The 22,227-nt window shown below is 64.3% G+C and carries 20 protein-coding genes and 1 pseudogene; 12 read left to right on the forward strand and 9 right to left on the reverse strand.

What is annotated here, in order from left to right; genetic code table 11:
* Positions 1 to 51: 51 nt before the first annotated feature.
* A complete protein-coding gene (locus GL300_RS01750) occupies positions 52 to 366 on the reverse strand; it encodes an antibiotic ABC transporter (RefSeq protein WP_155037847.1) in 315 nt (104 codons plus the stop codon).
* 127 nt (positions 367 to 493) lie between these two features.
* Here GL300_RS01750 and pyrC point away from each other — a divergent pair, with 127 nt between their 5' ends.
* The 7 genes and pseudogenes from pyrC (at position 494) to GL300_RS01785 (ending at position 7,776) form a co-directional block, all read left to right on the forward strand.
* Complete coding sequence (pyrC, locus tag GL300_RS01755) at positions 494 to 1,537, forward strand: dihydroorotase (protein WP_155037848.1); 1,044 nt, start codon at positions 494 to 496, stop codon at positions 1,535 to 1,537.
* Positions 1,534 to 2,205, forward strand: coding sequence for an orotate phosphoribosyltransferase (locus tag GL300_RS01760; protein ID WP_155037849.1), 672 nt, complete (start codon positions 1,534 to 1,536; stop codon positions 2,203 to 2,205). The genes pyrC and GL300_RS01760 overlap by 4 nt, the downstream gene beginning before the upstream one ends.
* A gap of 230 nt (positions 2,206 to 2,435) precedes the next feature.
* Positions 2,436 to 3,935, forward strand: coding sequence for a replicative DNA helicase (locus GL300_RS01765; RefSeq protein ID WP_155037850.1), 1,500 nt, complete (start codon positions 2,436 to 2,438; stop codon positions 3,933 to 3,935).
* Positions 3,932 to 4,276, forward strand: a pseudogene (locus GL300_RS01770) (DMT family protein); the annotation flags it as partial. The gene GL300_RS01765 and the pseudogene GL300_RS01770, both read left to right, overlap by 4 nt.
* 81 nt (positions 4,277 to 4,357) lie before the next feature.
* Positions 4,358 to 5,566, forward strand: a complete 1,209-nt coding sequence (locus GL300_RS01775; protein ID WP_155037852.1) for a multidrug effflux MFS transporter — start codon at positions 4,358 to 4,360, stop codon at positions 5,564 to 5,566.
* Positions 5,567 to 5,981: 415 nt separating this feature from the next.
* Positions 5,982 to 7,274 carry a M23 family metallopeptidase gene (locus GL300_RS01780; RefSeq protein ID WP_155037853.1) on the forward strand — a complete coding sequence of 431 codons (1,293 nt, stop codon included), beginning with the start codon at positions 5,982 to 5,984 and terminating at the stop codon, positions 7,272 to 7,274.
* Positions 7,264 to 7,776 carry a bactofilin family protein gene (locus GL300_RS01785; RefSeq protein ID WP_155037854.1) on the forward strand — a complete coding sequence of 171 codons (513 nt, stop codon included), beginning with the start codon at positions 7,264 to 7,266 and terminating at the stop codon, positions 7,774 to 7,776. The genes GL300_RS01780 and GL300_RS01785 overlap by 11 nt, the downstream gene beginning before the upstream one ends.
* A 185-nt stretch (positions 7,777 to 7,961) precedes the next feature.
* On the opposite strand, the gene coaD is transcribed toward GL300_RS01785, so the two are convergent.
* The 3 genes from coaD to GL300_RS01800 all read right to left on the reverse strand — a co-directional run bounded on the left by coaD (position 7,962) and on the right by GL300_RS01800 (position 9,967).
* Positions 7,962 to 8,456, reverse strand: a complete 495-nt coding sequence (gene coaD, locus GL300_RS01790; RefSeq protein ID WP_155037855.1) for a pantetheine-phosphate adenylyltransferase — start codon at positions 8,454 to 8,456, stop codon at positions 7,962 to 7,964.
* A 96-nt stretch (positions 8,457 to 8,552) separates the two neighbouring features.
* Positions 8,553 to 8,990 carry a CBS domain-containing protein gene (locus tag GL300_RS01795; RefSeq protein ID WP_155037856.1) on the reverse strand — a complete coding sequence of 146 codons (438 nt, stop codon included), beginning with the start codon at positions 8,988 to 8,990 and terminating at the stop codon, positions 8,553 to 8,555.
* A gap of 59 nt (positions 8,991 to 9,049) precedes the next feature.
* On the reverse strand, positions 9,050 to 9,967 hold the full coding sequence (locus GL300_RS01800; RefSeq protein WP_155037857.1) for a LysR family transcriptional regulator: 918 nt from the start codon (positions 9,965 to 9,967) through the stop codon (positions 9,050 to 9,052).
* 108 nt (positions 9,968 to 10,075) lie between these two features.
* Between GL300_RS01800 and GL300_RS01805 the strand changes: the two genes are divergently transcribed.
* The 5 genes from GL300_RS01805 to GL300_RS01825 all read left to right on the forward strand — a co-directional run bounded on the left by GL300_RS01805 (position 10,076) and on the right by GL300_RS01825 (position 15,191).
* Complete coding sequence (locus GL300_RS01805; RefSeq protein WP_155037858.1) at positions 10,076 to 11,575, forward strand: CoA-acylating methylmalonate-semialdehyde dehydrogenase; 1,500 nt, start codon at positions 10,076 to 10,078, stop codon at positions 11,573 to 11,575.
* Between the two features lie 114 nt (positions 11,576 to 11,689).
* Entirely contained in the window at positions 11,690 to 12,835 is a 1,146-nt protein-coding gene (locus tag GL300_RS01810) for an acyl-CoA dehydrogenase family protein (RefSeq protein WP_155037859.1), read from the forward strand.
* Positions 12,835 to 13,842, forward strand: coding sequence for an enoyl-CoA hydratase/isomerase family protein (locus tag GL300_RS01815; protein ID WP_155037860.1), 1,008 nt, complete (start codon positions 12,835 to 12,837; stop codon positions 13,840 to 13,842). Before GL300_RS01810 ends, GL300_RS01815 begins: the two co-directional genes overlap by 1 nt.
* Positions 13,839 to 14,714, forward strand: a complete 876-nt coding sequence (mmsB, locus tag GL300_RS01820; protein ID WP_155037861.1) for a 3-hydroxyisobutyrate dehydrogenase — start codon at positions 13,839 to 13,841, stop codon at positions 14,712 to 14,714. The genes GL300_RS01815 and mmsB overlap by 4 nt, the downstream gene beginning before the upstream one ends.
* 153 nt (positions 14,715 to 14,867) lie before the next feature.
* Entirely contained in the window at positions 14,868 to 15,191 is a 324-nt protein-coding gene (locus tag GL300_RS01825; RefSeq protein ID WP_155037862.1) for a hypothetical protein, read from the forward strand.
* Here the strand turns inward: GL300_RS01825 and recN are convergent, their stop codons facing one another.
* From recN to ftsA, 5 genes are all read right to left on the reverse strand, one after another.
* Positions 15,192 to 16,835 (reverse strand): DNA repair protein RecN, encoded by a 1,644-nt coding sequence (gene recN / locus GL300_RS01830; RefSeq protein ID WP_155037863.1) that lies wholly within the window; start codon positions 16,833 to 16,835, stop codon positions 15,192 to 15,194.
* A 32-nt stretch (positions 16,836 to 16,867) separates the two neighbouring features.
* Positions 16,868 to 17,719 (reverse strand): outer membrane protein assembly factor BamD, encoded by an 852-nt coding sequence (locus GL300_RS01835; RefSeq protein ID WP_155037864.1) that lies wholly within the window; start codon positions 17,717 to 17,719, stop codon positions 16,868 to 16,870.
* A gap of 155 nt (positions 17,720 to 17,874) precedes the next feature.
* Positions 17,875 to 18,816 carry a UDP-3-O-acyl-N-acetylglucosamine deacetylase gene (gene lpxC / locus GL300_RS01840; protein WP_155037865.1) on the reverse strand — a complete coding sequence of 314 codons (942 nt, stop codon included), beginning with the start codon at positions 18,814 to 18,816 and terminating at the stop codon, positions 17,875 to 17,877.
* A gap of 227 nt (positions 18,817 to 19,043) precedes the next feature.
* On the reverse strand, positions 19,044 to 20,675 hold the full coding sequence (gene ftsZ / locus GL300_RS01845; RefSeq protein ID WP_155037866.1) for a cell division protein FtsZ: 1,632 nt from the start codon (positions 20,673 to 20,675) through the stop codon (positions 19,044 to 19,046).
* A 217-nt stretch (positions 20,676 to 20,892) separates the two neighbouring features.
* Positions 20,893 to 22,227, reverse strand: coding sequence for a cell division protein FtsA (gene ftsA / locus GL300_RS01850; RefSeq protein WP_155037867.1), 1,335 nt, complete (start codon positions 22,225 to 22,227; stop codon positions 20,893 to 20,895).

A 22,227-nucleotide genomic window follows, 5' to 3' on the forward strand; every position in this document is an offset into this window, starting at 1 on the left:
GAATGACGAACGCGCCCCTTTCGGGGCGCGTTTCGCATTTCAGGGGCTGCCTCAGGTCTTTTTCGTCAGCCGCCTGACATTGGCCTTGGTGCGCCGCCGGTAGGGCCGCAAGGCCGCCGCCATCACTTGGTCAGCGCGGTCACCCCGCCCTGCCGATTTCAGCGCCGCAAACATCGCCTCGGACGCCGCATCGGCCTTTTCGGCGACCATGCGCGTCGGTTCGGCCGCGTCCTGCGGCACCATGCCCATCATTCCCGCCATGCGCATCGCGATGACCATCTGCGATTCCCAGCCGATGCGCGCCATCTGCTGCCAAAGCAGCACAGGATTGCCCAGCCCGAACGGGTTCAGCCTGCCGTATGCCATTCGCAACTCCGCTTTCACTGCCCCCCTTTGTTGAATCTGCGACTCGCGAGGCGGAATGCCAAGTCATTCCTTCGTCAGACGCACAGCCCCTATTTTCATGACCGGACCGTCGGTATAGAGGGATGCCATGACAAATTCCCTGACGCTCCGCCGCCCCGACGACTGGCATCTGCATCTTCGCGATGGCGAGATGCTGGCCGCAGTTGCAGCATATTCCGGCCATTTCGGCCGGGCGATCATCATGCCGAACCTTGTTCCGCCGGTGGTGACCGGGGCACAGGCGGCAGCCTATCGCGACCGCATTCTGGCGGCCCTGCCGCCAGAAGTGACGCTACGTCCTTTGATGACGATCTACCTGACCGAGACCACCGATCCGGCCGATCTGATCGCTGCTCACCGCGATGGAATCATCTCGGCGGTCAAGCTTTACCCGGCAGGGGCCACCACCAATTCCGCCTCGGGCGTGCGTGATTTCGACAAGGTCCGCCCGGTGCTGGAAGCCATGGCCGAGGCCGGCATCCCGCTTTGCACCCATGGCGAAGTCACCGATCCCGCCGTCGACATCTTTGACCGCGAGGCCGTGTTCATCGACAAGGTGCTGGACCCGATCCGCCGCGCGACCCCCGGTCTGCGCGTGGTGATGGAACACATCACTACCTCGGACGGCGTGGACTATGTCAGCGCGAACCAGAATATCGGCGCGACCATCACCACCCATCACCTGGTGATCAACCGCAACCATATCCTGGTCGGCGGCATCAAGCCGCATTACTACTGCCTGCCCGTCGCCAAGCGCGAAAGCCACCGGCTGGCGCTGCGCCGCGCCGCGACCTCGGGGGATCAGCGCTTCTTCCTGGGCACCGACTCGGCCCCGCATCCGGACCGCGCCAAGGAATCGGCCTGCGGTTGCGCCGGTTGCTTCACCGCACCGAACACCATGTCGATCCTCGCTCAGGTCTTCGAGGAAGACGGCGCGCTGGACCGGCTGGAAGGCTTCACCTCGCTCAACGGCCCGGCCTTCTACGGCCTGCCCGCAAATGAGGACATGATCCGTCTGGTCAAACGCGACACGCCCGCGACCTATCCGACCCATATCCCTGCCGGAGACGAGACCGTCACCGTGTTCGATCCCGGCTTCCCGCTCTACTGGCATGTCGAGGACCCCGCATGACCCTGCCCTTCCCCCCGCGCGAGGAAATCGCCCGCCTGACCGCCCGGATGCTTCTGGAAATTAAGGCCGTCCACTTCAACGCGGCCGAGCCCTATACCTATGCCTCCGGCCTCAAGGGCCCGACCTATATCGATTGCCGCAAGCTGATCAGCTTCCCGCGCATCCGCTCGACGCTGATGGATTTCCTGTCGGCGACGGTGCTGCGCGATGCGGGCTTCGACGCCTTCGACAATATCGCCGGTGGCGAGACGGCGGGCATCCCCTTTGCGGCTTTCGTCGCCGAGCGGCTGGAACTGCCGATGACCTATGTGCGCAAGAAGCCCAAAGGTTACGGCCGCAACGCCCGCATTGAAGGCGCCATGACCGAAGGCCAGCGCGTGCTGCTGGTCGAGGACCTGACCACCGATGGCGGCTCGAAGCTTAGCTTCGTCGATGCGATCCGCGAGACCGGGGCAAGCTGCGCCCATACGGCGGTGATCTTCTATTACGGCATTTTCCCGGAAACCACGCAGCGCCTTGCCGATCACGGCGTGCAACTGCACCACCTGTGCACCTGGTGGGACGTTCTGGCCGAAGCCAAGACGCAGGGTTTCTACGATCAGGAAACGCTGGCCGAGGTCGAAAGCTTCCTGACCGATCCCCGCGCCTGGCAGGCCGCCCACCCCTGATCGGGGCGCGACCTCTGCCCGCAAGCAAGAATGGGTATTTGTGAAACGGTGAAAGTCCGTTCGCCGCGCCCAGATCTTCACCGTTATCCAAGTATAGAAGCCGCCCGTGCCACATCGCCGCGGGCGGCAATCTTGTCCCCAGCCTATCCACAGGATATCCAGATGGACCGCCTTCCATCTAAGGTGGATAACAACCCTCACCCGAGTCGAACATCCGGAGCCATCAAGGGATGAGCGAGCTACGCGCCGTCGAAATCAGAAACCCCAGCGAAATCGCCGAGGCCGTCGCCGCGCAAGCGGTGCCTTTCTCGATCGAGGCAGAGCAGCAGCTGCTGGGTGCGCTGCTGACCAATAACGAGGTCTATGACCACGTCTCGCGCATCATCCAGCCGCGGCATTTCTACGATCCGGTTCACCGCCGCATCTATGAGATCAGCATTGAGCGCATCGCCCGGAACGCACTGGCCAGCCCGGTGACGATCAAGGCCTTCATGGAAAATGACGCGGGGCTCAAGGAATTGGGCGGCCCGCCCTATCTGGCGCGGCTGGCCGGGGCGGCGATCTCGTCCCATGCGGCGCGCGATTATGCCCAGATGATCCGCGAATTCGCGATGCGTCGCGACCTGATCAGCCTGGGTCAGGACATTGCTGCGCGGGCCTCGACCGTCTCGGTGTCGGATTCGGCCGAAGAACAGATCAAGGAAGCCGAGCAGGTCCTGTACAAGCTGGGCGAACAGGGCGTCGCCGAGCGCGGCTTTCAAAGCTTTCTGTCCGCAGTCAGCGGCGCATTGACGGCGGCGAATGCGGCCTTCAGCCGGGGCGGCGGGCTTTCGGGCGTTTCCTCGGGCCTGATCGACCTTGATGCCAAGATGGGCGGTCTGAACCGTTCGGACCTGATCATTCTGGCCGGGCGTCCCTCGATGGGGAAAACCTCGCTGGCCACCAACATCGCCTTCAACGTCGCCAAGGTCCACCGCAAGGGTCAATTGCCCGACGGGACCGAGGGTACGCTGACCGGGGGCGTCGTCGGCTTCTTCAGCCTCGAGATGTCGGCCGAACAGTTGGCCGCGCGGATCCTGTCCGAAGCCGCCGAGGTTCCCAGTGAGTCGATCCGTCGCGGCGACATGACCGAGGACGAGTTCCGCCGCTTCGTCAAAGCCGCGCATGACCTGCAGAACTGCCCGCTTTACATCGACGACACCCCCGCCCTGCCGATCAACCAACTGGCCGCCCGCGCCCGCAAGCTGAAGCGGACGATGGGGCTGGATGTGCTGATCGTCGACTACCTGCAGCTGCTGCGCGCCGCTTCGGCCAAGGACAGCCGGGTGAACGAGGTTTCCGAGATCACGCAGGGGCTCAAGGCCATTGCCAAGGAATTGGATATCCCGGTCATTGCGCTGTCGCAGCTGTCGCGGGCCGTCGAAAACCGCGAGGACAAACGTCCGCAGCTGTCCGACCTGCGCGAATCCGGCTCGATCGAGCAGGACGCCGATATCGTGATGTTCGTTTTCCGCGAGGAATATTATCGCGAACGCGAAAAGCCCGCCGATCATGAGCTGGACAAGATGGCCGCATGGCAACAGATTATGGAATCCTGCCATGGCAAGGCCGAGGTCATCATCGGCAAGCAACGTCACGGGCCGATCGGCACGGTGGAACTGTCCTTCGAGGGCCGCTTCACCCGCTTCGGCAATCTTGAAAAACACCGCAGCTGGGACCGTTCGGAATGAACCTGCCCGTTCCCGTCACCACCGTTGGGCTGCTGCTGGCCTCGAACGTGTTCATGACCTTCGCTTGGTATGGGCACCTGAAGTTCAAGGCCGCACCGCTGTTCATCGTCGTGCTGGTCAGCTGGGGCATCGCGTTTTTCGAATACCTGCTGCAGGTTCCCGCGAACCGCATCGGTTACGGACATTTCAACGCCGCCCAGTTGAAGACCATCCAAGAGGTGATCAGCCTGTCGGTCTTTGTCATCTTCTCGTGGCTTTATCTGGGCGAGAAGATCACCTGGAACGTCATGCTGGGCTTTGGCCTGATCTGCCTAGGGGCCTTTCTGATCTTTTCGAACTTCGGTGGTTCCTCGCACCACGAAGAAGCACTTCCATACAATCAGCCCGTTGTCATTCCCGCGGAGACGCGCGAATAGATCGGCATGACGCCGCAACCTGAACCGGCCGCCCGGCGGCCCAGCCTGCTGACGCTGGTGTCGATCACCGGTGTCGGCGCGCTTTCAATGAACATCTTCCTGCCCTCGCTGCCCGGCATGGCGCGGGATTTCGGCGTGGATTACGCCGTGATGCAGCTGTCGGTTTCGGCCTTTCTGGGGGTCAGCGCGGTTTTGCAGCTGCTTTGCGGTCCGATCAGCGACCTGATCGGACGCAGGCCGGTGCTGCTGGGTGCCTTTGCGATCTTCCTGATGGCGACGCTGGGCACATTGCTGGCGCCAACGGCGGGCTGGTTCCTGTTCTTCCGCATGGTTCAGGCGGTGATCACCACGGGCTTTGTCCTCAGCCGTGCCGTCGTGCGCGACATGGTCCCGGCCGAGCGCGCCGCCAGCATGATCGGCTATGTCACCATGGGCATGTCGCTGGTCCCGATGATCGCGCCGACCATTGGCGGTGTGCTGGACGAAAGCTTTGGCTGGCGCGCGAGCTTCGTGACCATGGGCGTGCTGGGCTGCGCGGTCTTTGTCCTGTGCTGGTTCGACCTGTCCGAGACCGCCCGAGGCGCGGGCACGCCGCTGCGCCAGCAGATCGCAAGCTATCCCAAGCTGGCACGCTCGCATCGCTTCTGGGGCTATTCGCTGGCCGCCACCATGAGCGCCGGAGCCTTCTATGCCTATCTGGGCGGTGCACCCTTTGTCGGGCAGAAGGTGCTGCATCTGACCCCGGCCGAGGTCGGTTACTGGTTTGCGGCGCCCTCGCTTGGCTACGCGCTGGGGAACTTCACCTCGGCGCGCTTCTCGACCCGGATCGGGATGAACCGAATGATCCTTGCGGGCGGGGTGATCGCCACGCTGCCGCTGGGGCTGGCACTGCTGGCTGACCTGAGCGGCGCGCAATCGCCACTGGTGTTCTTCGGCTCGGTTGCCTTCATGGGGCTGGGCAACGGCATGCTTCTGCCCAATGCCAATGCCGGCATGATGAGCGTGCGGCCCGAACTGGCCGGAACGGCCAGCGGTCTGGGCGGCTCAATGGCGGTCGCGGGCGGCGCAGGCCTTGCTGCCTTGGCCGGAGTCTTTCTGCATGACGACGCCGGGGCCGCGCCCTTGCTGGCGATCATGGTGGTGGTTTCGGCGGGTTCGATCCTGTCGACGCTGTGGGTCATGGCCCGCGAAAGGCAGATTCTGCGTCAGGGATAGGGCCGAAAAAGCCCGCCTAACGCGACAGGGCCGACCGGGTTCCCAGCCATCGGGGGGCGCAGCGTCTCTCCAGGCCCGCATCTGCCCGATTGTGCGGCAGAACAGGCCTTGGAACTAAACGAACCGGTTTTCCGCCAAGTTGAGGTGCGCCAGTCGCAACTGTCTTTTTTTTCGGCAAAAGATCAGTCGGCTAGCGGCCATACCTGATTTCGGCCCGCTAACGGTAACACTCGCGCGAGGGGCGACTACCGGCAATTCTTGACTGATTGACCTCGGTTTGATCGGCATCTATCCGCCCACAATAGGGGCATATATTTCCCGAATGTTGCGCTTTAAGCACAGCTCGGATTTATGAATGCCAACGCGGCCGCCTCTGCTCGGTCTGGACGCGAAGCCACAGAATGGATCAGGGACATTGCGCATCACTCAAAGTCTGAATTCGGTGCTTGAGCGCTGGCTGCCAGAACAGCGTCTCTTTCTGAAATCGGACAGCACGACCCGCTTCATCAGGCTCAGCCCGATGACCCAGCTTGTTGCACTTGGCGGATCTGCTGTCTTCTTCGGCTGGGCGGTGATTGCCAGTTCGATCCTCGCGATCGACGCGATCAGCGCCCATGGCAACCGCGATCAGGCCCGCATGGCGCAGGACGCGTTCGAGACCCGGCTGACGGATCTCTCGCATGAGCGCGACAGCCGCGCTTCCGAGGCCGTCGCCGCCCAGCAGCGCTTTACTGTCGCGCTGGATCAGGTGTCGGACATGCAGTCGCAGCTTCTGGAATCCGAGGCCCGCCGCCGCGAGCTGGAGACCGGGCTTGAGGCCGTGCAGAACAGCCTGCAAACCGCCGTCCGCGAACGCGACGACGCGCTTGGCCGCACCGCTCTGGCGGGCAAGCCCGTCAGCGCCGAAAAGACCGCCGAGCTGCAGACCGCTTTCGACATTCTGTCGGGTGAGCTTCAGCAGGCTTCGACCCAGCGCAATGACGCCATGACCGAAGCGAATGAGGCCAAGCGCAAGGCCGAGGCGCTGACCGTCGAGCGTGACCGGATCATCGCCAACAACGATGAGATCCTGAACCAGCTGGAAGACGCCGTGACCGTTTCGGTCAAGCCGCTGGACGACATGTTCCGCAATGTCGGCATGAACCCCGATGACGTGCTCAGCACCATTCGCCGCGGCTATTCGGGCGAAGGCGGACCGCTGAACCCGGTCAGCTACTCCTCCAGCGGTGACGCCGAGATCTCGCAGGGCGAGGCGAAGGCCAAGGAGATCATGGTCACGCTGGACAAGATGAACAGCTACCGGATCGCCGTCGAAAAGATGCCGCTGGCCATGCCGGTGAAATCGGCCTTCCGCTACACCTCGCCCTTTGGCCGCCGCTGGGGCCGCGCGCATGAGGGGATCGACATGGCCGGGCCGGTCGGAACCCCGATCTATGCGACCGCCGACGGCGTCGTGATCCATGCCGGGCGCATGGGTGCCTATGGGAACCTGATCAAGATCCAGCACGAAATGGGCGTCGAGACCCGTTTCGGTCACCTGTCCAAGATTAAGGTCAAGGTGGGTCAAAAGGTATCGCGCGGAGCGCTTATCGGTGCTATGGGCAATACCGGAAGGTCGACCGGACCGCATCTTCACTATGAAGTTCGCGTGAAAGGTCGCGCCATGAACCCTATGAGCTTCATCAAGGCAGCCCAGAATGTTTTCTAAGACCCGCGTAACTGAACCCGGACCCAGGACCCAGCCGCAGCCGGCCCCCGAGGCCGAAGCACCGCGGAGCTTGGAAAAGACGAATATCGACGTGCCGGCCTCGCCCACTGCGACCCCGCGCACGCGCACCGCGCCCTCGATCCTGTCGTCTGACCTGACCGTCACCGGCAATATCAAGACCCAGGGCGACATCCAGGTCGAAGGCACGATCGAAGGCGACATCCGCGCCCACCAGCTGATCGTCGGCGAAAGCGCCACCATCCGTGGCGAAATCGTGGCCGAGGAAGTCGTGGTGAATGGCCGTGTCGTCGGCCGTGTCCGCGGGCTGAAAGTCCGCCTGACCGCCACCGCCCGCGTCGAAGGCGACATCATCCACAAGACCATCGCCATCGAATCGGGCGCGCATTTCGAAGGCTCGGTGCAGCGTCAGGAAGATCCGCTGGCCAATGGCGTGACCCCGAAGCTGGCCCCGCCGGTCGCCAAGGTCCAGAACGACGACTGATCGTCAGTTACCGGAATTGACAAAGGGCGGCCATGGGGCCGCCCTTTTGCATTACGCCTCATCCTCGGGTCCGGGATCGGGCGACGGATCGGGCAAGGGCTGCCGTTCCGGTTCCGGGATCGGCAGCGGCTCTCGGGCGGGGATGGCGGGCATCTGTCTCTCCTGCACAGGCCCGCCAGCCCGGCTCAGGCCGGGAAGCGGGCGATCAACGCCTCATTGACCGCGGGGGGAACGAACTTGCTGACATCGCCGCCCAGCCGCGCGATTTCCTTGACCAGTTTCGAGGCGATGGCCTGACGCCGCGCATCGGCCATCAGGAAGACCGTCTCGATCGTCGAATCCAGCGTGCGGTTCATGCCGACCATCTGGAACTCATATTCGAAATCGGCCACCGCGCGCAGGCCGCGCACGATCACCGTGGCGCCCACGTCGCGGGCGCAGTCGATTAGCAAGTTCTCGAACGGATGGACCAGAATCTCGCCGCCCAGACGGCGGGTGATCGCGTCGCATTCGTGGCGCACCATGTCGACACGCTCATCCAGCTTGAACAGCGGCCCCTTGTCTCGGTTGATCGCAACCCCGATCACCAGGCGGTCGACCAGCGCCAATGCGCGCTCGATGATATCGACATGCCCCAGCGTGATCGGATCGAAAGTGCCCGGATAAAGTCCGATACGCATGGACCTGCCCCCCTGTTCCACGAAACGGCCAACCGAAACAGGTTTTGGCGCAAGATTGCAAGGGGTTCCGCGCGGTCACGCCGCGCGGCAACCACTCTAGTTCCCCATGATCATCCCGGTCAGGGCGTCACGCTCGGCCCGCAATTCCTTGAGCCGCGCCGAAACCGCATCCCCGATCGAGACCAGTCCGATCATCGCCCCCGAGGCATCGACCACTGGCAGGTGGCGGAAGCGCCCTTCGGTCATGCGTTCAAGGATGGCGCGGGTATCCTCGCCAGTAGTGCAGGTCATCAGGTTCCGGGTCATCAGGTCGCCCACGGTCAGCGCCAGCACCCCGGCACCGCGTTTGCCAAGTTCGCGCACGATGTCGCGTTCCGAGATGATGCCAAGCGGCTGCGGCGCATCCCCGAGCACCACGATCGCACCGATGCGCTTGTCCGACAGCATCTTCGCGGCATCGGCCACGCTGGCGGTCGGGGCGATGGTGATGACCTCGCCGCTGGCTTTCATCGACAGGATCTGCTTCACGAGCATGGTGGTTCCTCCTCGGCGAAATCTGCTTGATTTCAAGGTTGCCCCAAGGCGCGCTTCCGTCAAGCCCGCTCTTGGCTGGGGCCTTCAAGGGTGATCAACCCTTGCAAACGTGCCACCTCGGCGCGAATTCCCTGCGCCAGCGCATCCGCGATCCGGTTCATCCGCTGCGAGCGGCGGTCGTCGGCATGCCGGATCAGCCAGAAGCTGCGCGTCAGCGAAATCGCATCGGTCAGCACCCGACGGACACCCGGACAGAAGGGAATGGCAAAGTCATGCACGATCCCCAAGCCCGCCCCCGTCCGTACCGCCTGCATCTGCACCGAGACCGAGTTCGAGGTCAGCTGCGCCCAATCCGCCCCGGTCTCGGTCAGATAGTCCAACTCGCGGTCAAAGATCATGTCGGGGATATAGCCGATCATGCGATGGCCGCGCAGATCCTCGCGCGTCAGGATCGGGGGATGGCGGCGCAGGTAATCCTCGTGCCCGGCAAGGTGAAGCTGATAATCGGTCAGGCGCTGCACCACCAGCCGCCCGGCTTGCGGCTGCGACACCGCAATGGCCATGTCGGCCTCGCGCCGGGACAGGTTGAAGACGCGCGGCAGGGCAACGATCTGGATTTCCAACCCCGGATGATCCTCGCATAGCCGCGCGCAGATCTGCGGCAGCAGGTAATTGGCGCAGCCATCCGGCGCGCCGATGCGGATCTGGCCGGTCAGGTCGCCGGGACCGGACAAGGCCTCGCGCGCATCCGACAGCGCCGCCTCGGCCGCCTCGGCATGGGGCAGCAGGCGTTCGCCCTCGGGGGCCAGCGCATAGCCCTGCGGGGTCTTCACGAACAGCTTGGCCCCCAGCACCTGTTCCAGCCGTGCGATGCGCCGCCCCACGGTCGAGGCATCGATGGCCAGCCGCCTGCTGGCCCCCGACAGACTGTCGGCGCGCGCCACGGCCAGAAAGATGCGCAGATCGTCCCAGTCCATCATTCACCTTTGCAAAAACGCAAAACGCTTTTGCCAGACTTTGTCTTTATCCGGCAATGTTGCAAGTCTATGATCCGTCCCAACGCAAATTCCCGATGGGAGGTCATCATGGAAGAACTGAACCACTGGATCGACGGCAAGGAAGTCAAAGGCACTTCCGGCCGCTTCAGCGATGTCTACAACCCGGCCACCGGCGAGATCATCGCCCGCGTGCCGCTGGCCACCCCGGCCGAACTTGATGCCGCCATCGCCAGCGCCGAGCGCGCCCAGCAGATCTGGGGTGCCACCAACCCGCAGCGCCGCTCGCGGGTCATGATGAAGTTCGGCCAACTCATCAACGAGAACATGGACAAGCTGGCCGAGATCGTCTCGCGCGAGCATGGCAAGACCCTGCCCGACGCGCGCGGCGACGTGCAGCGCGGCCTTGAGGTGATCGAGGTCTGCATGGGCGCGCCTGCGATGCTGAAGGGCGAGTTCACCGACAATGCCGGTCCGGGCATCGACCTGTATGCCATGCGCCAGCCGCTGGGCGTGGTCGCGGGCATCACGCCCTTCAACTTCCCCGCCATGATCCCGCTGTGGAAAATGGGCCCGGCGCTGGTCGCGGGCAATGCGATGATCCTGAAACCGTCCGAGCGCGTGCCCTCGACCTCGATCATGCTGGCGAAACTGGCGCAGGAAGCCGGTCTGCCGGACGGCGTGCTGCAGGTCGTCAATGGCGACAAGGACATCGTCGACGCGATCCTTGACCACCCGACCGTTCAGGCCGTGGGCTTTGTCGGCTCGACCCCGATTGCGCAATACATCTATGGCCGCGCCGCCGCCAACGGCAAGCGTGCGCAATGCTTCGGCGGTGCCAAGAACCACATGCTGATCATGCCCGACGCGGATCTGGACAAGGCCGCCGACGCGCTGATCGGCGCAGGTTACGGCGCTGCGGGCGAACGCTGCATGGCGATCTCGGTTGCGGTTCCGGTCGGCCAGAAAACCGCCGACGCGCTGATCGAGCGTCTGGTTCCCCGCATCGAGAAACTGAAGGTCGGCCCCTATACCGCGGGCGACGATGTCGATTTCGGTCCGGTCATCACCAAGGCCTCGCAGGAACGCATCAACCGCCTGATCGCCTCGGGCGTGGAACAGGGCGCGGATCTGGTCGTCGATGGCCGCGATCTGAAGATCCAGGGCTATGAGAACGGCTTCTTCTGCGGCCCTTCGCTGTTTGACCGCGTGACCCCGGAGATGGAGATCTACAAGGAAGAGATCTTTGGCCCGGTCCTGACCACCGTGCGCACCGACAATTACGAGGACGCGCTGAAGCTGGTCATGGACAATGACTATGGCAATGGCACGGCGATCTATACCGCCGATGGCGACACCGCGCGCGATTTCGCCAGCCGTGTGAACGTCGGCATGGTCGGCATCAACTTCCCGATCCCGGTGCCGCTCAGCTACTACTCGTTCGGCGGCTGGAAGAAATCGGCCTTTGGCGACCTGAACCAATACGGGCCCGACGCCTTCCGCTTCTACACCAAGACCAAGACGGTCACCGCCCGCTGGTTCTCGGGCATCAAGGACGGCGCTGCCCTGAACTTCAAAGCGCTGGACTGACAAGGGTCAAAGGCGGGGGCAATTGCCCTCGCCTTTCCTTTTGCGCGGGTGCAACACTGGCGCAACATTTCCGGGCCACACCCGGAAGCCTACGAAAGACATGAGGGAGAGGGCATGGATTTCGCGCTGAGCGACGAGCAAGAGGCCATTTTCGACATGGCCCGCGCATTCGGGGCCGAACATATCGCCCCACATGCCCAAGCATGGGAGGAAGCGGGAACCATCCCCCGCGATCTGTGGACCAAAGCCGCCGAATTGGGTTTCGGCGGCCTTTACGTCTCTGAGGATCATGGCGGAACGGGGCTTTCGCGGCTGGACGGTACGCTGGTCTTTGAGGCGCTGGCGAGGTCCTGCCCCTCGGTCGCGGCGTTTCTGTCGATCCACAACATGTGCGGCGGCATGATCGAGAAATTCGGGTCCGAGGACAGCAAGGCGCATTGGCTGCCCGATCTTTGCGCGATGACCACGATCTTTTCCTATTGCCTGACCGAGCCGGGATCGGGTTCCGACGCCGCCGCGCTGCGCACACGGGCCGAGCGCACGAATGACGGCTGGCGGCTCAACGGGACCAAGGCCTTCATCTCGGGCGGGGGCTATTCGGACGCTTATATCTGCATGGTCCGCAGCGGGCAGGACGGACCCAAGGGCATCTCCTCGGTCGTGGTGGAAAACGGCACGCCCGGCCTGAGCTTCGGCGCGCTTGAGCGTAAGATGGGCTGGAAATCGCAGCCGACCTCGCAGGTGCAATTCGACGACTGCCTGATCCCGACAGAGAACCTGCTGGGGGATGAAGGCCGAGGATTCAGCTATGCCATGGCGGGGCTGGACGGGGGGCGGCTGAACATCTCGGCCTGCGCCCTTGGCGGCGCGCAGGCAGCGCTGGACGCCACTTTGCGCTACATGGGTGAACGGCGGGCCTTTGGCCAAAGCCTCGACCAGTTTCAGGCGCTGCAATTCCGACTGGCCGAGATGGAGACCGCGCTGCAATCGTCGCGCATCTTCCTGCGGCAGGCGGCATGGAAGCTGGATCACGGCGCACCCGATGCCAGCAAGTTCTGCGCCATGGCTAAGCTGCATGTCACCGACCGCGCCTTTGAAGTCGCCAATCAGTGCCTGCAACTGCATGGCGGCTACGGCTATCTGGCCGATTACGGCATCGAGAAAATCGTGCGCGACCTGCGTGTCCACCAGATCCTTGAGGGCACGAATGAGATCATGCGCCTGATCATCAGCCGCGCGTTGCTGGCGGAGCGGGGATGATGACCGATATCCGTATCCTGAAGGACCGCCGCGCCGGGCGGATCACCTTTACCCGCCCGCAGGCGCTGAACGCGCTGAGCCATGACATGGCGCTGGCGATCGATGCCGCGCTTCGGGACTGGCAGGACGACGCCGACGTGGCGCTGGTCGTCATCGATGCCGAGGGCGACCGCGCCTTTTGTTCGGGCGGCGACGTGGCTGCGGTCTATCGCGCCGGGCTGGCGGGCGATCACCAACTGGGCCGCGACTTCTTTCGCGACGAATACCGGATGAATGCGCGGATTGCCGAATATCCAAAACCCGTGGTGGCCTTCATGCAGGGCTTTGTCATGGGCGGCGGGGTCGGCGTGGGCGGCCATGCCAGCCACCGCATCGTCTGCGACAGCACCCGCATCGCCATGCCCGAGGCCGGGATTGGCCTGATCCCCGATGTCGGCGGCAGTTGGCTGCTGGGCCATGCGCCGGGCCGGATCGGGGAATATCTGGGCCTGACCTCGGCGCGGATGGGACCGGGCGACGCGATCCATGCGGGCTTTGCCGATACCTATCTGCCGGTCGAGGAATGGCCCGCGCTGATCGAACGGCTTGCTGAAACCGGTGATCCCGCCTGCATCAAGGGCCAACCACGCCCCGAGGCACCGCTGGAAAATGCCGATCTGTCGGTTTTCGGCGGGCGCACGGTCGAGGACATCATGGCCACGCTTGCCGCTGCGGGTGCAGATGACATGCTTGCCCCCCTGCGCCGCAATTCGCCGCTGTCCATGGCCGCGACGCTGGCGCTGGTTCGCGCGGCGCGGGGCGACCGCTCGATCCGCGAAAGCCTCGCGCGCGAATACCGCTTCACCTATCGCGCCACCGCCGAAAGCGATTTTCTGGAAGGTGTCCGCGCACAGATCATCGACAAGGACCGCAATCCGGTCTGGGCCGCGTCACCGGCCGAGGGGAAGGTGCGCGCGATGCTGGACAGCTTGGGCGATGCGGAACTGGACTGGGAGGACAGGGCATGAAGATCGGGTTCATCGGATTGGGCAATATGGGCGGGCCGATGGCGCGCAATCTGGCCGCAGCAGGGCATGAGGTCGCGGGCTTTGACCCGGTCGCCCCGATGCCGCAGGGTGTGACTGCCACGCCGGATGTGGCCACGGCAGCGCGCGGGGCCGATGTCGTCATCACCATGCTGCCCGATGGCGCGATCCTGCGCCGTGTCGCGGGCGATCTGATCCCGGCCATGGCGTCCGGCGCGGTCCTTTGCGATTGCTCGACCGTCGATGTCGAAAGCGCACGCGCCGTCGCGGCGCAGGCCGTCGCCGCAGGGCTGGGGGCATTGGATGCGCCGGTTTCCGGCGGCATCAGCGGCGCGGCAGCGGGGACGCTGACCTTCATGGTCGGCGGCAGCGATGCGGATTTCGCCAAGGTCCAGCCTCTGTTCCAGATCATGGGGCAAAAGGCGGTTCATTGCGGCGATTCAGGCGCCGGTCAGGCCGCCAAGATCTGCAACAACATGATCCTTGGCGTGACGATGATCGCCACCTGCGAGGCCTTCTCGCTGGCGGACCGGCTGGGGTTGGATCGCGGGCGGCTGTTCGACGTGGTCTCGACCTCATCCGGTTCCAGCTGGACGATGAACACCTATTGCCCCGCGCCGGGGGTGGGCCCGCAATCACCCGCCGACAATGGCTACAAGCCGGGCTTCGCCGCCGAATTGATGCTGAAGGACCTGCGGCTAAGCCAGCAGGCAGCCGAGGCTGCGGACGCGCCAACCCCGATGGGTGAGCTCGCCGCCGCGCTTTACGCCCGTTTCGTCGAGGACGAAGACGGGCGCGGCAAGGATTTCTCGGCCATGCTGCCTCGGTTCGAAGGGCTACACCGCCGAGACTGATGCGGAAATGACACAGCCATGCGCGCCGTTTCACGCAAAAACACGTGCGTGATGGATCCATGACGCCTGTCGCATCGTTGGTCTGGAAACGCGACTGCCGGGTCGATGCTTGTTTACGACTTGGCAAGAAGCGAGTGCTAGATTGTAACGATCATGAACCGCATACACAAATACACCCTGGCTGCCGCACTTGGACTTGCGGCATGCACAATGGCTTTGGCCCAGCATATGGGCGGTGAGGACGGCCAGACCTTCCTTGCACAGGATGCCTCGGCCCATCCGGCCCGCAAGCTGCGGGTCGGGCAACATATCGATGCCGAGCAATTGCATCGCATCAGTCGCCCCGGCCTTTACGGAATCAGCCGACCGCCTGCGGGCAGTGAATATGGCGTGATCGATGGCCGATTGGTGCGCTATGACGCCGAAACGCTGCAGGTGCAGTCGATCATCCGCGAAGTCGATCACATCCTGGACTGATCAGCCCTGAAGCAGCGCCCGCGCGGCCTCTTTCGCAGCCGAGGTCGTCGTCTCGCCCGAGATCATCCGGGCAATCTCCTCGATGCGTTCGGGATCGTTCAGCGCCGTCACGCGCGAGGTGGTCATCCCGTCCGTCACCGATTTCGCGACGCGGAAGTGATGCCCGCCAAGCGCCGCGACCTGCGGGCTGTGGGTCACCACCAGAACCTGTGCACCCTCGGCCAGACGGGCCAAACGACGCCCCACGGCATCCGCAGTCGCACCGCCGACGCCGCGGTCGATTTCGTCAAAAATCAATACCAGCGCATCGTTGCCGCGCGCCAGGCAGACCTTGAGCGCCAGCAGAAAGCGTGACAGCTCGCCGCCCGAGGCGATGCGGTCCAAGGGGCCGGATGGCGCACCGGGGTTGGTGGCGACGGTGAAGGCCACGGCGTCCCTGCCCTCGGGTCCGGGTTCGGCATCCGACAGCACGGTTTCGAAAACGGCGCGCTCCATCTTCAGCGGCGCAAGTTCGGCCGCCATCGCGGCATCGAGCCGCTTGGCGGCCGTGGCGCGCGCCTCGGACAGCCCGGATGCCACCGCGTCGTAATGCGCGTCAGCCGCAGCCACCGCCTCGGTCAGGCGCGCCAGATCACCCTCGCCCGCGTCGATACGCGAGAGGCGAGCGCGCAACTCATCGGCAAGCCCGGAGAGTTCGTCCGCCAGCACATCATGCTTGCGCGCCAAGGCCCGCAAGGCGAACAGCCGCTCTTCGGTCTTTTCCAGATCGCGCGGGTCGAACTCCATCGCCTCTAGCGCCGATTCCACCCCCGCCACGGCATCGGACAGCTCGATCAGCGCGCGCTGAAGGGCGGCTGATGCGGCCTCGAGCCGCCCCTCGGCACGCTCGGCCGCACCGTCAAGCCAGCGACCGGCGTCGAGCATCGCGCCCTCGGCCCCCTCTGACCCCAATGCATGCAGCGCGCGCGCGACATCGCCACGGATGCGCTCGGCCCCCTGCATGGCACGGCGGCGCGTGTCCAGCTCGGCCTCTTCGCCCGGTTGCGGGTCCAGCTTGTCCAGTTCGGCCACGGCATGGCGCAGGAATTCCTCCTCGCCCTTCGCAGCAGCAAGGTTCGCCTCGGCCCCGGCCAACGCTGCCCGCGCCTCACGCCGCTCTACCCAGGCCGAACGCACTGCCGACAGATCCACTGCGGCAAAGGCATCGAGCAGCAGCCGATGCCCCCGCGGGTTCAGCAGGCCACGATCATCATGCTGGCCATGCAGCTCAACCAGTGTTTCCGACAGTGCCCGCAGCACTTCACCCGAGGCGCGGCGATCGTTGATATAGCCCGTCTTGCGGCCATCCGCGCCGTTCACGCGACGCAGGATCAGCTCATCTCCGACCGGAATCCCGGCCTCGGTCAGCAGCGGACGGGCGGGATGCGCTTGGGGCAGGTCGAAAACGGCGGTCACCTCGCCTTGGCTCGCGCCATTGCGGACCAGATCGGCACGACCGCGCCAACCCAGCACAAAGCCCAAGCAATCCAGCAGGATCGACTTGCCGGCCCCGGTCTCGCCGGTCAGCACGTTCAGACCCGGCCGGAAGTCCAAATCCAGCCGGTCGATCAGCAGCATGTCGCGAATGTCCAGCGAACGAAGCATTCAGCCCCCGTAGGGTGCGCTTCAGCGCACCATCACAACCATTTGCCCTGGATGACCTGCCGGTACACGGCGGTCAGCCAGCTGTCGCCCGCCACCGCGGGGGCAAGCCCAGCCCCGCGTAGCTGCGCATAGGCATCCAGATAGAAGGGCGAGGACCGGAAGTTATGGCCAAGAATCGCGCCAGCGGTCTGTGCTTCATTGTTCAGGCCAAGCGCCAGATAGGCCTCGACCAGACGCATCAGCGCCTCGGGCGTATGGGTCGTGGTCTGGTAATCCTCGACCACGACGCGGAAGCGGTTGATCGCGGCCGAGTAATGCCCGCGCTTCAGGTAATAGCGCCCGATCTCCATCTCCTTGGCCGCCAGATGGTCGAAGGCCAGATCGAATTTCAGGATCGAAGAGCGCGCATATTCGCTGTCGGGATATTGTTCGATGACCTCGCGCAGCGCCTGCAGCGACTGGAAGGTCAGGCCCTGGTCGCGGCCGACCTCATCGATCTGGTCGTAATAGGACAACGCCAGCAGGTATTTCGCATAGGCCGCGTCCTCATCCCCCGGATAGGTGTCGATGAAACGCTGCGCCGCGCCCCGCGCCTCTTCGTAGTCGCGGGCCCGGTGATAGGAATAGGCCTGCATGATCAGCGCACGCTTGGCCCATTCGGAATAGGGATACAGCCGCTCGACCTCGGAGAAATATTTCACCGCCGCCTCGGGCTTGCGGGTGTTCTCCAGCTCGTATTCGCCGCGCTTGTAGATTTCCTCGGCGGTGAAGCTTTCAAGCGATTCGGGAACCTTGCTGGTGTCTCCGCCGCCGCCGCAGCCCGCCAAGAGTCCGACTGACAGAGCCACCGCGACCAAGGAACCCGCCGATCTGATGCCCGCCATGCCTGCTACCTGCCCGTCAAAATTACTTTGGGCCGCGCGGGCTTGCACCCCCACGGCCCGGTCGTCCTAGCACAGAAAATCCGGCTGCGCAAAATGCCAAAATACGCTTGAGGTCGAGAGCTTGAGCGCCATTTCGCCGGCAGGACAGCCGCGCCTCAGGCGACGGCCAGATGATGGGTCGGGTCGAAGACCGCGCCCATCTCGGCCACCACGCCGGCACCCGGCAGATGGTCCTGCATCGAAGGCGTCACCGTGACCCATTCCCACGCATCCGGCGCCGCGAAAAGCGCGCGCAGCAGCTTGTTGGTCATGGCGTGGCCCGCCCGATGGCCGGTATAGCGCGCCAGCAGCGGTGCGCCCGCCAGCGCAAGGTCGCCCATCGCGTCCAGCATCTTGTGGCGCACGGCCTCGTCCGAATGGCGCAGACCGCCGGGCGACAGCACCTTGTCGCCGTCGATCACAACCGCGTTCAGATAGGTCCCGCCAAGGGCCAGCCCGTTCTGCTGCATCTGCACCACATCGGCCTGACGGCAGAACGTGCGGCTGTCCATCAGCTCATGCACGAAGCTGCCATTGGCCATATCCAGCCGCTTTTCCTGATGGCCGATCGCGGCATCGGTGAAGTCGATGTCGAAATGGATCTCCAGCCGGTCCGAGGGCGTCAGCCGGGCAAAGCCCTGACCGTGATGCACCTCAACGGTGCGCAGCACGCGGATGGCGCGCAGTTCGGATTCGGGCTGGCGACGGATACCCGCCTCCATGATGCCGCGAACGAAGGGCTCGGACGAGCCATCCAGAATCGGAACCTCGGGGCCGTTGACTTCGACCAGCGCATTATTGATTCCGGTCCCGGCCAGCGCCGCCATCACGTGCTCGACGGTCGAGACGGTCGCACCCGCGCCATTGTCCAGCAGCGTGCAAAGCTGCGATGGGGTCACATGGTCCCAACGCGCCGGAATCCGCACGCCACCCAGATCGGTGCGTACGAACACGATGCCGTGACCGGCGGGTGCCGGCAGAATCGCAAGACGCACCGCCGCACCCGAGTGCAGCCCTACGCCGCGGAACTGAGCTTTCTGAGCAATGGTCGTCTGCATGGTCTTGCCTGTCTTATTCTGTGGTGAAGGGAGTGCCCCTTCCGTCTTGAGACTGAGTTAGGCGCGTCGCGGGAAAGTCACAATTAACGATTTGTGACGGGATGAAACAAAGCAGCCCCGTCCGTGTGACCAAACAACCGATCGGCGGCAAAGCGCTGATCCGGAAAAGAAAAAAGGACCGCCGAAGCGGTCCCTTCTGGATTCCTGCCGAAAAACTTGTGATCGGCTCAGTTTGCCTGACGGCGCAGGAAGGCCGGAATTTCGACATTGTCATCGGCCCGGTCGGGGCTGGAGAGATCGTCGAAACCAGCATCGTATCCGCCGCTGCGGCGGGCTGCGACACGCTCATTCACGCGCTCGGCGATGGTCGAGGCGGCGGGTTTTTCGGCCGAATGATCCGAATGGCCCGAGATACGCTCAAGCATGCGGCTGAGGCCACCCATGCGGCTTTGCACGCGACTGGCCACGTCCTGCTGCGGTTGCGCGGGCTGACGCGGCTGCGGTGCGGCCTGACGCTCGGGCGCGCGCTGCACGGCCTGCGCAAGGCGGGCCATTGCGGCATCCGAAGGCGTGCCGGGCGCTGCAGCCGGGCGACGCGGCGGGATGAAGCTGCCAGTATCGCCGTGCAGCGCATCACCCTGCGGATGCGAGGGCTGACGAGTCTCGGGCTGGTAGGCCGGGCGCGGCATGTCGTCTTCGACATAACGGTGGTCCGGCTGGGCAGGATGCTGCGAACGGGCGGCGACATGCTGCACCGGATCAATGGTTTCGACCGGAGCGCGGCGTGCCGGAACCGGCTCGGGTTCGTCGACCGGTTTTTGCGACACGTTCGGCGTCTGGGTCAGCGGCTCTTTCATGCCGCGACGCGGCGCGGGCAGTTCGGCTGCCGAAGAGTCGATGCCGGTCGCCACGACCGACACGCGGATCGAGCCTTCCATCGACGGGTCCAGCGTCGAGCCGACGATGATATTCGCCTCGGGATCGACCTTCTCGCGGATCTTCTCGGCCGCCTCGTCCATTTCGAACAGGGTCAGGTCGTAGCCGCCGGTGATGTTGATCAGGACGCCGCGGGCGCCGTTCAGGCTGATTTCGTCGAGCAGCGGGTTCGCGATCGCCTTCTCGGCGGCCTGCACGGCGCGGTTCTCGCCCGAGGCTTCGCCGGTGCCCATCATCGCCTTGCCCATCTCGTCCATCACGGCGCGGACGTCGGCGAAGTCGAGGTTGATCAGGCCCGGACGTACCATCAGGTCGGTCACGCCCTTGACGCCCTGATACAGAACGTCATCGGCCATCGCGAAGGCTTCGGTAAAGGTGGTCTTTTCGTTGGCCAGACGGAACAGGTTCTGGTTCGGAATGATGATCAGCGTGTCGACGACCTTCTGCAGGGCCTCGACCCCGTCCTCGGCCTGACGCATGCGCTTGGTGCCTTCGAACTGGAAGGGCTTGGTCACGACGCCGACGGTCAGGATGCCCATCTCGCGCGCGGCTTGGGCGATGATCGGGGCCGCACCAGTCCCGGTCCCGCCACCCATGCCAGCAGTGATGAAGCACATATGCGCGCCCATCAGATGATCGACGATATCTTCGATGGTTTCTTCGGCGGCCTTGGCACCGATCGACGGTTTCGCGCCGGCGCCAAGGCCTTCGGTCACCTTCGGACCGATCTGGATGCGCTGCTCGGCCTTGGAGTTCTGCAAGGCCTGGGCGTCGGTATTGGCCACGACGAAATCGACGCCCTCAAGCTGCTTGTCGATCATGTTATTGACCGCGTTGCCACCCGCACCACCGACGCCGAAGACGGTGATGCGCGGCTTCAATTCCTGGTCATCGTTGAGCATCAGGTGGATCTGCCGTTCCATTTCGCCTGCCTTGTTGTTTGCGCCGGACAGTGCGGAGTCCGGTCGAATCCCCGTATCAAAGAAAGCCTAGCCAGATTCGGCCCAAGCGTCATCCAAAAATCACGCGCTTCACACAAAATGTACCTAAACACCAGAGTAATTTCGGCGGTATCTTGCCCATTCTTCAGCATGTGGTGGGCGCATGCCTCCACCAGCACATTATCAAGTTTCTTTTCTACTACCAGTTGTTTTTAAACCACCGGTAGGCGCGCCTTATGCTGCGCGCGGGATAGGCCTCGGCAGGCATTTCGAAGTCCCACCACTCGTCCTGCGGATGGGCCGTCAGCAGCGCCAGCCCGATGGCCGAGGAGAAACCGGGTGCGGTTGCGTTATGGGGCAGGCCCTGAATGCGCAGCGGGCGACCGATGCGGACGTTATGGCCCAGCATCCGCGCGGCCAGCGTATCCAGACCCGGAATCTGGCTTCCACCACCGGTCAGGACCACCTGCCGCGAGGGCATGAAATCAAAACCCGCCGCCTCAAGAATCCCGGCGACGTTCTCAAGGATTTCCTCGACGCGGGGGCGCATGATGCCGATCAGGTCGGCGCGGCTGACCTGACGGCGGTCGGTTTCCCAATCGCCGGTATCACCGCCCAGATCGATCATCTCGTGATCGTCGCGGCCGGTCGCCTCGACCCCGCCATGCAGGGTCTTGAGCCGCTCGGCCTGCGCGTAGCTGATGCGCAGCCCTTTGGCGATGTCCTGGGTGATCAGGTCGCCGCCAAAGCGTACCGCATCGGCAAAGATCATGTGCTTCTTGATGAAGACCGAGACGCCCGTGGTGCCGCTGCCCAGATCGATGCAGGCCGCACCCAGTTCCTGCTCATCCTCGACCAGCGCCGCCAGCCCCGACGCGTAAGAGGCCGAGGCCACCCCGGCCAGCTCCATGTCGCAGCGGCGGATGCAATGGACCAGATTGCCCGCGGCATCGCCATCGATGGTCAAAACATGCATATCTACCGCCAGCTTGTCGCCGGTATGGTCGCGCGGATCGGACAGACCGGACTTGCCATCGACGGCGAAATTGACCGGCTGCGCATGCAGCACCTCGCGGCCGCGACCGAAATCGGGGACTTCGCAGGCCGCAAGGACACGCGACACGTCATTCTCGGCCACCTTGCCTGCGTCCAGCCCGATCTCTCCGGCCAGCCCATAAGAGGCCGGACGCGCGCCCGAGATACAGGCGATCACGTGATCGACCCGGACATTCGCCGCCTTCTGCGCCGACTGGATGACGGTGCGGATGGCGCGCTCGGTCTCGGCCATGGTCTGGATTTCGCCGAAGCGCATCCCGCGCGAGCGGGTATGGGCCATGCCGATGACGCGGAAATTCGACTGCCCGGCCATCGGGCCGACTCCGTCCGTCTCGCGGAACTGGCCGGGGCCGTCGAATTGCAGGACAAGGCAGGCGATCTTCGAGGTCCCGATGTCCAGCACCGCGATGACGCCGCGCTGCATGGCCTGTCGGCGCATGTTCCGCATTGCCCTCTGGCCCTGGTAGAGATCCTTCAT

This window comes from Paracoccus litorisediminis, from assembly GCF_009711205.1.
In the GTDB taxonomy this organism is placed as follows: Bacteria; Pseudomonadota; Alphaproteobacteria; order Rhodobacterales; family Rhodobacteraceae; genus Paracoccus; species Paracoccus litorisediminis.

Excerpts from the sequence above, each read along its gene's own strand:
- GL300_RS01750 (WP_155037847.1), bottom strand. The coding sequence starts at position 366 with ATGGCATACGGCAGGCTGAACCCGTTCGGGCTGGGCAATCCTGTGCTG.
- pyrC (WP_155037848.1), top strand. The coding sequence starts at position 494 with ATGACAAATTCCCTGACGCTCCGCCGCCCCGACGACTGGCATCTGCAT.
- GL300_RS01760 (WP_155037849.1), top strand. The coding sequence starts at position 1,534 with ATGACCCTGCCCTTCCCCCCGCGCGAGGAAATCGCCCGCCTGACCGCC.
- GL300_RS01765 (WP_155037850.1), top strand. The coding sequence starts at position 2,436 with ATGAGCGAGCTACGCGCCGTCGAAATCAGAAACCCCAGCGAAATCGCC.
- GL300_RS01775 (WP_155037852.1), top strand. The coding sequence starts at position 4,358 with ATGACGCCGCAACCTGAACCGGCCGCCCGGCGGCCCAGCCTGCTGACG.
- GL300_RS01785 (WP_155037854.1), top strand. The coding sequence starts at position 7,264 with ATGTTTTCTAAGACCCGCGTAACTGAACCCGGACCCAGGACCCAGCCG.
- coaD (WP_155037855.1), bottom strand. The coding sequence starts at position 8,456 with ATGCGTATCGGACTTTATCCGGGCACTTTCGATCCGATCACGCTGGGG.
- GL300_RS01795 (WP_155037856.1), bottom strand. The coding sequence starts at position 8,990 with ATGCTCGTGAAGCAGATCCTGTCGATGAAAGCCAGCGGCGAGGTCATC.
- GL300_RS01800 (WP_155037857.1), bottom strand. The coding sequence starts at position 9,967 with ATGGACTGGGACGATCTGCGCATCTTTCTGGCCGTGGCGCGCGCCGAC.
- GL300_RS01805 (WP_155037858.1), top strand. The coding sequence starts at position 10,076 with ATGGAAGAACTGAACCACTGGATCGACGGCAAGGAAGTCAAAGGCACT.
- GL300_RS01810 (WP_155037859.1), top strand. The coding sequence starts at position 11,690 with ATGGATTTCGCGCTGAGCGACGAGCAAGAGGCCATTTTCGACATGGCC.
- GL300_RS01815 (WP_155037860.1), top strand. The coding sequence starts at position 12,835 with ATGACCGATATCCGTATCCTGAAGGACCGCCGCGCCGGGCGGATCACC.
- mmsB (WP_155037861.1), top strand. The coding sequence starts at position 13,839 with ATGAAGATCGGGTTCATCGGATTGGGCAATATGGGCGGGCCGATGGCG.
- GL300_RS01825 (WP_155037862.1), top strand. The coding sequence starts at position 14,868 with ATGAACCGCATACACAAATACACCCTGGCTGCCGCACTTGGACTTGCG.
- recN (WP_155037863.1), bottom strand. The coding sequence starts at position 16,835 with ATGCTTCGTTCGCTGGACATTCGCGACATGCTGCTGATCGACCGGCTG.
- GL300_RS01835 (WP_155037864.1), bottom strand. The coding sequence starts at position 17,719 with ATGGCGGGCATCAGATCGGCGGGTTCCTTGGTCGCGGTGGCTCTGTCA.
- lpxC (WP_155037865.1), bottom strand. The coding sequence starts at position 18,816 with ATGCAGACGACCATTGCTCAGAAAGCTCAGTTCCGCGGCGTAGGGCTG.
- ftsZ (WP_155037866.1), bottom strand. The coding sequence starts at position 20,675 with ATGGAACGGCAGATCCACCTGATGCTCAACGATGACCAGGAATTGAAG.
- ftsA (WP_155037867.1), bottom strand. The coding sequence starts at position 22,227 with ATGAAGGATCTCTACCAGGGCCAGAGGGCAATGCGGAACATGCGCCGA.